The sequence below is a fragment of the Catellicoccus marimammalium M35/04/3 genome, assembly GCF_000313915.1.
GTDB classification, from domain to species: Bacteria; Bacillota; Bacilli; order Lactobacillales; family Catellicoccaceae; genus Catellicoccus; species Catellicoccus marimammalium.
On record NZ_AMYT01000021.1, the window covers coordinates 144,409 to 153,794 of the forward strand.

Genomic DNA, 9,386 nt, shown 5'->3' on the forward strand with positions numbered 1-9,386 from the left:
CTTGAAAGAAGAACAACAATTAGACAGAAAAGAAAAAAAAGCTAGAATAAAGTAGATTTAAAAGAAAGGGGATCGATGATGGTAACAAGCATTGTGGCGACAGTTATCTTTATTATCGTTGCTTTATTTATTTTATATATGATTAGTTATCTGAGTCATATCTTTTGGGATACGATTCAATATTGGTCGATTTATATTTTATTTGGCAAACATAAATCGAAAGAAGAGAAAGCACGTGGTCGTAATTTATGGCTTTATCAATTAAAAAATGCTCCATAGTTCGCTATTGGATTACCTCATAAACCAAAATTTTTAGATAAGAACAAAAACCTAAAGTAAAATGAATAAGATTTTTTGGATAATACGGTAAGTTATCACGTTGAAAACTAAAAAGGAGGCGTATCTAATGATAGTTTTTATTTGGATTGTTGCTGTTGCAATTTGTATTTTGGTTTGGAACTTATTTGAAGATAAAATAATCACCTATTTTGAAAAAAAGTGGCGTAAAAGGAACAAAAACTCAAAGTAAAATGAATCGATTTCTTCTTTCAATCAGAAAAAATAAAAAAATAAATAAAGCATATTATTTTAATAAGAAGAAACACGTATGATAGAATCAATCCAGACGCTAAGATAGAAAGGATGATTGAAATGAAAGAGTTAGTGTTCTATCTTCCTACCCTTCCGAAAGAAGAAGATTGGTTGGAACAAGTAAAGCATTTATCTGCGATTGCTCGTGCAGAGTATCAAGCAGAGAACCAGTTATTAACCATAAAGTATGATCCTACTTCTGCAACTAAAGATGAAGTAGTTTCTCATATACAAAAGCTTGTCCCTCAATTGATGGAACAAAAAATTGAGGATTACGCAGTGGAAGAAATTAGTTGTGCTTCTTGTGCGTTAACGATTGAAACAGGATTGAACAAAATTGAAGGAATTCATGAAGTCATTATTAATCCTGTTACACAAAAAGTACGAGTTTTTTCTGATGCTTCTGTTACCAAAGAAGAAGTCGAAGAAAAATTATCGAGTTTAGGATATCCAGTGGTCAAAAAGGAAGTTCCTGTCACAAAAGAAGAAAGTCCAAACTCAAAGAAAAAAGAGGACACTTCGCATTGTGCAACAACAAGTAAGGCGAAGAAATCGAGTTTCCATTTAGTTACGATGGGAATTTTAGCTGCGATTAGTTTTTATATCAGTATGGCTCCAATGTTACATTTACCTATTTTTTCGGTTCTTGATTTAACAACACACCCAGAAATTACTTCAGTCGTACTATTATTACTATCTCTTCCTGTATTATATTTTGCTCGAAAAATTTATAATGTCGGTTTCACTGCCTTATTCCATTTTAGCCCTAACATGGAAACGTTGATTGCTCTAGGAACTTCTATTTCTTGGGTATATAGCGTATATGAAACCGTACAAATCTTTTTACACCATAGTTATCATGGATTGTACTACGATTCTGTAGCGTTGATTTTAACCTTTGTTTTAATTGGTCATACGATTGAACATCGAACTACAGATAGTGCAAAAGATACATTGAAAGATGTTTCTTCTATGATTCCCAAAGTGGTACATAAAATTATGGATAATCACACTTATGAAGATTTACCTGCGGATCAATTACAAGTTGGGGATGAAATCCAAGTTCGTTCTGGAGAAACGATTCCTTTTGATGGAGTGATTTTAGAAGGAACTTCTGATGTGCAAGAATCAATGTTAAACGGAGAAAGCTTGCCAAAAACAAAAACAGTAGGCGATAAAGTCTATGCAGGAACTATTAGTACAGTGGGTACGATTAATGTAAAAATTGAAAAAGCCACTAACGATAATATGTTGTATCAAATTTCTAACTTAGTAGAAAAAGCACAACAAGATAAATTGCCAATCCACAAATTAGTAGATAAAATCTCTAAAGTGTTTGTTCCATTGGTCATGATTTTAGCGGTTGTGACCTTCCTATTTTGGAAATTCTATGCGAAAGATTCCATTGATTTCTCTTTAAACATGTTAGTTTCTGTTTTAATTATTGCTTGTCCATGTGCGCTAGGTCTTGCGACACCAATTTCTACGATGATTAGTATGAAAAACTTAGCACAAAAAGGGATTTTATTGAAGAAAAGTTCTTTATTAGAAGAAATTTCTCATATCGATACCGTAGTCTTTGATAAGACAGGAACATTAACGACAGGTACTTTAGCTGTAGAAGATGTGATTTTGATGGATGAAAAAGAAGATCAAGGAAACTTCTTAGCGATGGTAGGAAGTGTGGAACAAAGCTCTGAACATCCGATTGCAAAAGCGATTGTAGAAGAAGTGAAAAAAGAACAACTTTCTTTTGTTGGTACCAAAGATATGAATACTTATCCTGGTTTAGGAACTGCCGCAACGATTGATGGTGCTGTGATTTCTATTGGGAATCAAGCTTTGATGAAAGAAAAAGGAGTAGAAATCCCTCAAGCCGCTTTACAAAAAGTGGAAGTTTTTGAAAATGAAGGAAAAACTGTGATTTATTGTGCTAAAGATGCTACTTTTTTAGGAATGATTACTTTAAGTGACACACTTCGTTCAGAAAGTAAGAAAGTCGTTCAAGCCTTACAAGCAATGGATAAAAAAGTAGTAATTTTAACCGGAGATAATGAACGTAATGCCAAAGCCATTGCACAAAAATTAGGAGTAACCGAAGTCATTGCGAATGTTTTACCACAAAATAAACAAAATGAAATTCAAAAATTAATGAATGCTGGACGTAAAGTAATTATGGTCGGAGATGGAATTAATGATGCTCCTTCGATTGCGACCGCAACGATTGGAATTTCAATGAATTCTGGAACAAACTTGGCGATTGATGCTTCTGATATCATTTTAATTAATGATGCTCTAACTTCTATTCCAGAATTATTCTTCATTGGTAAAAAGACGCTATCCAATATCAAGGAAAATCTTTTCTGGGCTTTGGTTTACAATGTGATTAGTATTCCACTCGCGATGGGAATTCCTTATTTCTTTGGTGGTCCATTAGTGAACCCAGTGATTTCAAGTATTGCGATGAGTGCAAGCTCTATCATTATTGTTTTAAATGCTCTTCGTTTAAAACACTTACATTTCAAAGATTAAAGGAAACCAAACGCTTAGGGAAACCTAGGCGTTTTTGTATGTCCAAAGAAAAGAAAGACTATGTTATAATAGAAAGGAATTTATTAAAGGAGAAAAAAATATGAAACAAATGCATATCGGTGTTTATTTCCAAAACATCAATGACTTAATTACAAATACAGAAGAAGTAGGATCAAAAATGCATCCTTATTACGAAGAAATTCGTACAGCATTAGATGAAAATAAAGAAATTTCTGTAGAAACATTAGCGAAAGTACATACGATCTTTGAAGAAGGAGTAGAACAATATCAAGAATATTGTAAACAAGTAGATAGCTGGAAAGTTCCTGTAAAATTAATGGGATTACATACAAAATTGGCAAAAGCTTACCATCATTATGTAGATGCTTGTGAAGCAATGTTAAACTCTGTAAATCCAGATGAAGGATTAAACAAAGAAGCATTTAATCAATCAGAACAAGAACAAGACCAATATTCACAAGAAGTTTCAGCGATTGTCGCTCGTATGGCTAACCAATTCATGCGCTAATCTAACAAAGATCTCTGTCTATTCAGAGGTCTTTTCTTATTATCAATGATGATTTCCAATGAAAAAATTATCAAAAAAAGGTACAATAAAATTGAGAAGAGAAGAAGGAGGAACAATCGATGAAAAAACGTTGGTTAGCACTGGCTTCTGGATTATTACTGTTTTCTTTAGCAGGATGTGGAAGTAAAGAAGACGAAAAAACAGAAGAATCTTCTTCAGTAGAACAAACACAATCCAGTGAAGAAGAATCAAAAATAGAAGAGTCTACAGAAAGTACACAACAAAGCACAGAAGTGACTACGGAAGAAACAACGCAAAACACTGCCCAGCCAAAAGTTCAAGATACACAAAACCATGATATGGGAGATCATGTGAAACCACAAAAAGACGAACATGAGAATAACCATGACATGGGAGAACATGTAAAACCACAAAAAGATGAACATGAAAATAACCATGATATGGGAGCAAACGTAAAACCTCAAAGTGATGAATATGGAGACAATCACGATATGGGGGCAAATGTGAAACCACAAAGTAATGAGTGGGGATAGAAAAAAGCGATGAAGATTTCATCGCTTTTATTTGTTTCCAGCATAACGAATTAACGCAACTCCAGCGAGAGTAGTTCCTAAAATTAAAGCCAAGTCTTTAAAGTTAATTTCTAATTTTGTATTTGTATGTTTTGTCGTAATTTCTAATTTCATAACATCAAGAAGTCAAACTTCTTTTTCACCTCCATTTCTTTCATTATAACGATTTCCCAAGGAAAAAACATTTTTGAGCTTCCTTCTCTATATGAGAATTGCTATAATAAATAAAGAATTTTTAATGAGGAGACAGAAAATGAATTTTAAAAAATTAATCGCTGGTTCTACATTGGCGCTTTCTTTATTAGGAGCATATGATGTAGCCAAAGAAATGACACAACCAAATACAATGGAGGCCCAAGCTGCAACTTGGAATCAAAATATTCAAAATAAAATTGATCGATTATTCTCTACTCCACGTATTTCCTTAAATAAAAGTGGAATTTATGCATTTGGAGCATATCCTATTAATGATTTGATTTCAGGGAAAAGATGTGATGTTGTCATTGGTGGATGGAACGGACAAAAGTATAATTCGTTAACTCAATATGGAATGAAAGTAACGAGTGCTTATGGAAGCGATTGGGCAAATGAAGGATATATTGTAGGCACTAAAAATAATAAACCAATCGTTCTTCGGGGAGAAATTGAAGTAACAGGTTCAATTTTAAATGGTTATCAAGGAATGATTTTCTTAAATGTTGATTCTTACTATACAAAGAAAGTACAAAAAATAGTATCAGATAATAATAAGCCAAAAGAACCAAAATCTACAAATTGTGATCAATTATTATCTGCAAAAGGGAAAGCTACTTTATATGGAAATAAATTTATTACAAAGAAAAAAGGAACTTCTAAAGATTCTGAAGTTTTCAGAGCTAAAAGCTATTTTACCTATAAAGGAAAAAAATATTATTCTGCATACCAAACTGATTCTAAAGGGAATTCTGTTTGGAGAGGATATGTAGAAGAGAAAAAAGTAAACAAACTAAATAGTCAAAAAGATTATAAGACATGTGTAGTAAAAGGAAAAAATTACGGGATTTATAACAACTTATACTTTACAAAAAAAGTATCGACTGGTAGTAAATATTATAATAAGACAGTAATTGCCAAGTATAAATATCGTTTATCTAATGGAAAAACATATTATTCTATTTATCAAAAAGATAAATTCTTAGGCTATATAGATATTAAAGCATTAAAAGCAAAATAGATGCGAAAAAGAATTGAAACCCATAGTAGAGTATGGTACTATATGAATGTTAATTATTATCAAAATTAATCTCTGTTCTAGCAAATAGATCAGGGCAAAGGAGAGTTATTATGAAAAAAGGAATTCATCCAGATTACCGTCCAGTAGTATTCATGGATTCAACTACAGGATTCAAATTCTTATCTGGTTCAACAAAAGAATCACAAGAAACTGTAGAATGGGAAGATGGAAAAACTTATCCATTAATCCGTGTTGAAATCTCTTCAGATTCACACCCATTCTATACAGGTCGTCAAAAATTCACACAAGCAGACGGACGTGTGGACCGTTTCAACAAAAAATACGGTTTATCAAACGACTAATTTTAACAAGCTGGGATTTTCCCAGCTTTTTTTATTTTAAAAGTAATAGATGTAGTTAGAGTGATAATAAAAAAGGTGAAGAATTCTTCACCTTTTTTATTTGTTCTCAACAATAAACTTATTTTTGAGAACAAATAGCAGATTTTTAATGATTGTCTTTCTTTATAAAATAAAGTAAAAACTTGTTAAAGAAATAAAACAGGATACTATATATTCCTCCAAGAATAGAAAAAACCAATATCCATATACCATTTTCTATCCAAGTTAATGAATGAATAGTGGGATATCTCAATAATAGAATAATTAAAGATAACAAAGCAGAGCTCATAGTGAAAAATAAAAGATTATGAGAGAATAGATACTTTGTTTTTTTTCTTAATTGCGGTATAAAATATTGTAAATATTTGTATTGAATAAAATCAGAAAGGATGATAAGAATAATCGCCCATAAAAATCCTATTGGAGGTGGAAAATCAGATCCTAGTAAAAGTATTACTAGCCATCCAATAAAAAATAAAATTGTATTTATTCTTATAATTTTTTTAGTACTTAACTTATTTTTCATTAAAGGTCCTCCTTGGAATCCAATTATAATGGATAGAAGGAGGTATATAAATATTGATGAATGCATGTTAACAGAGTATTAATAATTGAAGATATTATGCGTAATTAAAATGTCTATAATAGTAAGTATTTCTTTATAAATAACTATAAAACGATAATTTTACAATTTGAGCGATAATAAAAAAGATAGAAAGTATATTTCAGAGTTTTTATAAAAGTTGATATTTTTGCATTATTTTAAAAGTAAGCTCATAATGAAATTGTGAAAAGGAGTGGTAAATATGAATAAAAGAGAAAGAGAAGTTCGTTTATTTATCTTATCTACAGAATCTAATCAACGTGCTACTCAAAAAGCAGAAGAATGGTTACGAAAACATGATGTAGATTACACATGCTTTGATTTAGCAGAAAAGAAACCTACACGTGATGAAGTATTGAGATGGATGAAGCATTCAGATTTCAAACCAAAAAAATTTGTAAATGTGGAAGATACCTCTGATCGTCATAAAGCAGAAGAAAAATCTGATAAAGAATTTGCAAGTTGGTTAATTAACCATCCAGAAGAAGTGGAATTACCAATTTTGGAAATTAACCACGAAGTAAAAATGTTTGGTTTTGAAGCAACAAAATATGAAGAATATTTAGGAGAATAATAAAGAAAGGATGCATCAATGTGATGTATCCTTTCTTTGTTATATATAAATGAATATTAAAATTCCAATAGTTATGTTGTGTTTCCTATCATACTTTGTTGAATTACATGATATTTTTTTTGATGGTCTAATACAATTAAATATAGTATATAGAATACATAAAGCAGGATAACTCTAGTAATATTTGAGTGTAATAAATTGATATTTTTCAAAAATAAATGATTATCCTTTGATATAGGGTAGATTAATTATTTGAGCACTCGCAATAATGGAGTCCAATTTGAAATAATTATAGTAATTAAACTAAGAGTATATTATTTCCAAAGATAGTTATATTATTGTTAGATAGAGAATGTATTGTAAAAATTTTAATATACAAAAGAGATTACAATAGTACGGTTCTCTAACTTATATTCTTTTTTGTGAAATATAACAAAAGTTGAACTCTGTTATTATTCATAAGTGGGAATAATATATAAGACAATGAGAATGTTAAATAATAATAAAAATAAATATATCATGGAAAGTTAAAAGTAGATAAACTTCTAACAATTTTATACAAAATGTGTTTGATTTCATATTTTTTGATATTTAATTTTTTCTATCAAATAATTCTTATTAAAATTGAATTATGTAGACTTTTATCACATTGTTATTAACCAAAATAAAATTGTTAAAAATTGAACTATATTGTATTTTTTTTGAGAAAGAATATAATTGTCCTTAGTATAAAGGAGGAAAAAGTAGAGTAAATGAAAAGTACACGTATATTAACCCCTATTGTGTGTATGTCGTTAGTGCTTCCTTTTGTGGGAAATGCTTTAACTATAGAGAAAGCTGGTATTACCCCTACTAGCGAAACGATATATACAGATAAAAATTGGCAAGAGTTAGGAATAAGCCCCTCAGTAGTTGAAAAAGAGAATCCTTTAGGAATTTCGTCATTATTCCATATTTTTGCTAATAATGTAAATATGAGAGCAGATGTTAATGGGAATGTTGCTACAAACCATCTTAAATCAGGAAATGATTTTGGAGTAAGGAACCCCTCTCTAGAAAATGGATATAATATAGATTATATCGAAAATATTGATGGATTATTGGCAAGCAATGCTTTTAGAGGAGGAACAAAGGAAGTTGTTTTTGGGCCCTCTATTCAATTAAAATCACAAGGAAATTCTATTTTAGTAAATGGGACTCCTATGACTCATTTGAATAATCAAAACACAGTCCAAGAAAATAAAGAAAATCAATATATCGATATTAATCAAGAATTATCAAAATTATCTGCAAAATCTAATGTTAACATGAATACTCCAGAAAGTAATGGAGTTAAAAAGAATTTTTCAGATATGAATAATAAGGTAATTGATGTGTCAAAAGCGACTCCAAATTCAGATGGAAATATTTATGTTAATATTCCCTATAATGATTTGAATGCTCCTCAGCCTATTACTATTAGTGGAGTATCCTCAGATAAATTAGGACCAGATATTATTATTAATGTTACAAATATTCCTAAAAATGCAAGTATCAATACGCAAATTAATGTGAAATATGACGATGGATCAACTCAAGGGACAGGAGAAGAACATCAGAAATACAATAAAATTTTGTGGAACTTTGGTTCAGAAGATAATACAATCAATTTTAATTCAGGTAGATTTATGGGTAGTATCTTAGCTCCTAATTCTACAATAAATGCTGGAGTAAATATTGATGGGAATATTGTAGCTAAAGATGTAAATATTTCAGGAGGAGAATCTCATAGTTGGCCTCTACAAAATACATCTCACAAAGAAGATAGTACAACAGGAAGTGCCTCAACAAGTACAAGTAAAGATACTTCAACAAGTTCAACAGAAGTAAGCACAAGTGAAGACACTAGTGATAAGGATCATAAAGGTGGCGGAGAACAAAGTTCAAGCACAAGTACAAGTAAAGATACTTCAACAAGCTCAACAGAAGTAAGTACAAGTGAAGACACTAGTGATAAGGATCATAAAGGTAATGGAGAACAAAGTTCAAGTACAAGCGCAAGTAAAGATACTTCAACAAGTTCAACAGAAGTAAGCACAAGTGAAGACACTAGTGATAAGGATCATAAAGGTGGCGGAGAACAAAGTTCAAGCACAAGCGCAAGTAAAGATACTTCAACAAGCTCAACAGGAGTAAGTACAAGTGAAGACACTAATGATAAGGATCATAAAGGTAATGGAGAACAAAGTTCAAGCACAAGTACAAGTAAAGATACTTCAACAAGTTCAACAGAAGTAAGCACAAGTGAAGACACTAATGATAAAGATCATAAAGGTGGCGGAGAACAAAGTTCAAGCACAAGTACAAGTA

General features: G+C 30.8%; 10 protein-coding genes. 8 read left to right on the forward strand and 2 right to left on the reverse strand.

Translation table 11 applies throughout. The features are described 5' to 3' along the window. Nucleotides 1-75 precede the first annotated feature (75 nt). The 4 genes from C683_RS05510 (at nt 76) to C683_RS05525 (ending at nt 4,206) form a co-directional block, all read left to right on the forward strand. Nucleotides 76-279: a hypothetical protein gene (locus C683_RS05510; protein WP_152411707.1), complete on the forward strand. Its 204-nt coding sequence runs from the start codon at nt 76-78 to the stop codon at nt 277-279. A 372-nt stretch (nt 280-651) separates the two neighbouring features. Continuing rightward, nucleotides 652-3,123 carry a heavy metal translocating P-type ATPase gene (locus C683_RS05515; RefSeq protein WP_009491793.1) on the forward strand — a complete coding sequence of 824 codons (2,472 nt, stop codon included), beginning with the start codon at nt 652-654 and terminating at the stop codon, nt 3,121-3,123. A gap of 100 nt (nt 3,124-3,223) precedes the next feature. Further along, entirely contained in the window at nt 3,224-3,652 is a 429-nt protein-coding gene (locus C683_RS05520) for a hypothetical protein (RefSeq protein ID WP_009491795.1), read from the forward strand. Between the two features lie 119 nt (nt 3,653-3,771). After that, nucleotides 3,772-4,206 carry an LptM family lipoprotein gene (locus C683_RS05525; RefSeq protein WP_009491797.1) on the forward strand — a complete coding sequence of 145 codons (435 nt, stop codon included), beginning with the start codon at nt 3,772-3,774 and terminating at the stop codon, nt 4,204-4,206. A 27-nt stretch (nt 4,207-4,233) separates the two neighbouring features. Here C683_RS05525 and C683_RS06710 read toward each other — a convergent pair whose 3' ends face one another. After that, complete coding sequence (locus C683_RS06710) at nt 4,234-4,359, reverse strand: hypothetical protein (RefSeq protein ID WP_009491799.1); 126 nt, start codon at nt 4,357-4,359, stop codon at nt 4,234-4,236. A 139-nt stretch (nt 4,360-4,498) separates the two neighbouring features. Between C683_RS06710 and C683_RS05530 the strand changes: the two genes are divergently transcribed. Next, nucleotides 4,499-5,458, forward strand: a complete 960-nt coding sequence (locus C683_RS05530) for an SH3-like domain-containing protein (RefSeq protein WP_009491801.1) — start codon at nt 4,499-4,501, stop codon at nt 5,456-5,458. 110 nt (nt 5,459-5,568) lie between these two features. Continuing rightward, nucleotides 5,569-5,820, forward strand: coding sequence for a type B 50S ribosomal protein L31 (locus C683_RS05535; RefSeq protein WP_009491803.1), 252 nt, complete (start codon nt 5,569-5,571; stop codon nt 5,818-5,820). A gap of 145 nt (nt 5,821-5,965) precedes the next feature. Here C683_RS05535 and C683_RS05540 read toward each other — a convergent pair whose 3' ends face one another. Continuing rightward, a complete protein-coding gene (locus C683_RS05540) occupies nt 5,966-6,385 on the reverse strand; it encodes a hypothetical protein (protein WP_009491805.1) in 420 nt (139 codons plus the stop codon). A gap of 280 nt (nt 6,386-6,665) precedes the next feature. Between C683_RS05540 and C683_RS05545 the strand changes: the two genes are divergently transcribed. Further along, nucleotides 6,666-7,037, forward strand: coding sequence for a thioredoxin domain-containing protein (locus C683_RS05545; protein ID WP_009491807.1), 372 nt, complete (start codon nt 6,666-6,668; stop codon nt 7,035-7,037). A 752-nt stretch (nt 7,038-7,789) separates the two neighbouring features. Continuing rightward, nucleotides 7,790-9,386, forward strand: a 1,597-nt coding sequence (locus C683_RS05550; RefSeq protein WP_040388736.1) for a collagen-binding domain-containing protein, incomplete at its 3' end; no start/stop codon positions are given.

Excerpts from the sequence above, each read along its gene's own strand:
- C683_RS05510 (WP_152411707.1), top strand. The coding sequence starts at position 76 with ATGATGGTAACAAGCATTGTGGCGACAGTTATCTTTATTATCGTTGCT.
- C683_RS05540 (WP_009491805.1), bottom strand. The coding sequence starts at position 6,385 with ATGAAAAATAAGTTAAGTACTAAAAAAATTATAAGAATAAATACAATT.
- C683_RS05545 (WP_009491807.1), top strand. The coding sequence starts at position 6,666 with ATGAATAAAAGAGAAAGAGAAGTTCGTTTATTTATCTTATCTACAGAA.
- C683_RS05535 (WP_009491803.1), top strand. The coding sequence starts at position 5,569 with ATGAAAAAAGGAATTCATCCAGATTACCGTCCAGTAGTATTCATGGAT.
- C683_RS05530 (WP_009491801.1), top strand. The coding sequence starts at position 4,499 with ATGAATTTTAAAAAATTAATCGCTGGTTCTACATTGGCGCTTTCTTTA.
- C683_RS05525 (WP_009491797.1), top strand. The coding sequence starts at position 3,772 with ATGAAAAAACGTTGGTTAGCACTGGCTTCTGGATTATTACTGTTTTCT.
- C683_RS05520 (WP_009491795.1), top strand. The coding sequence starts at position 3,224 with ATGAAACAAATGCATATCGGTGTTTATTTCCAAAACATCAATGACTTA.
- C683_RS05515 (WP_009491793.1), top strand. The coding sequence starts at position 652 with ATGAAAGAGTTAGTGTTCTATCTTCCTACCCTTCCGAAAGAAGAAGAT.
- C683_RS06710 (WP_009491799.1), bottom strand. The coding sequence starts at position 4,359 with ATGAAATTAGAAATTACGACAAAACATACAAATACAAAATTAGAAATT.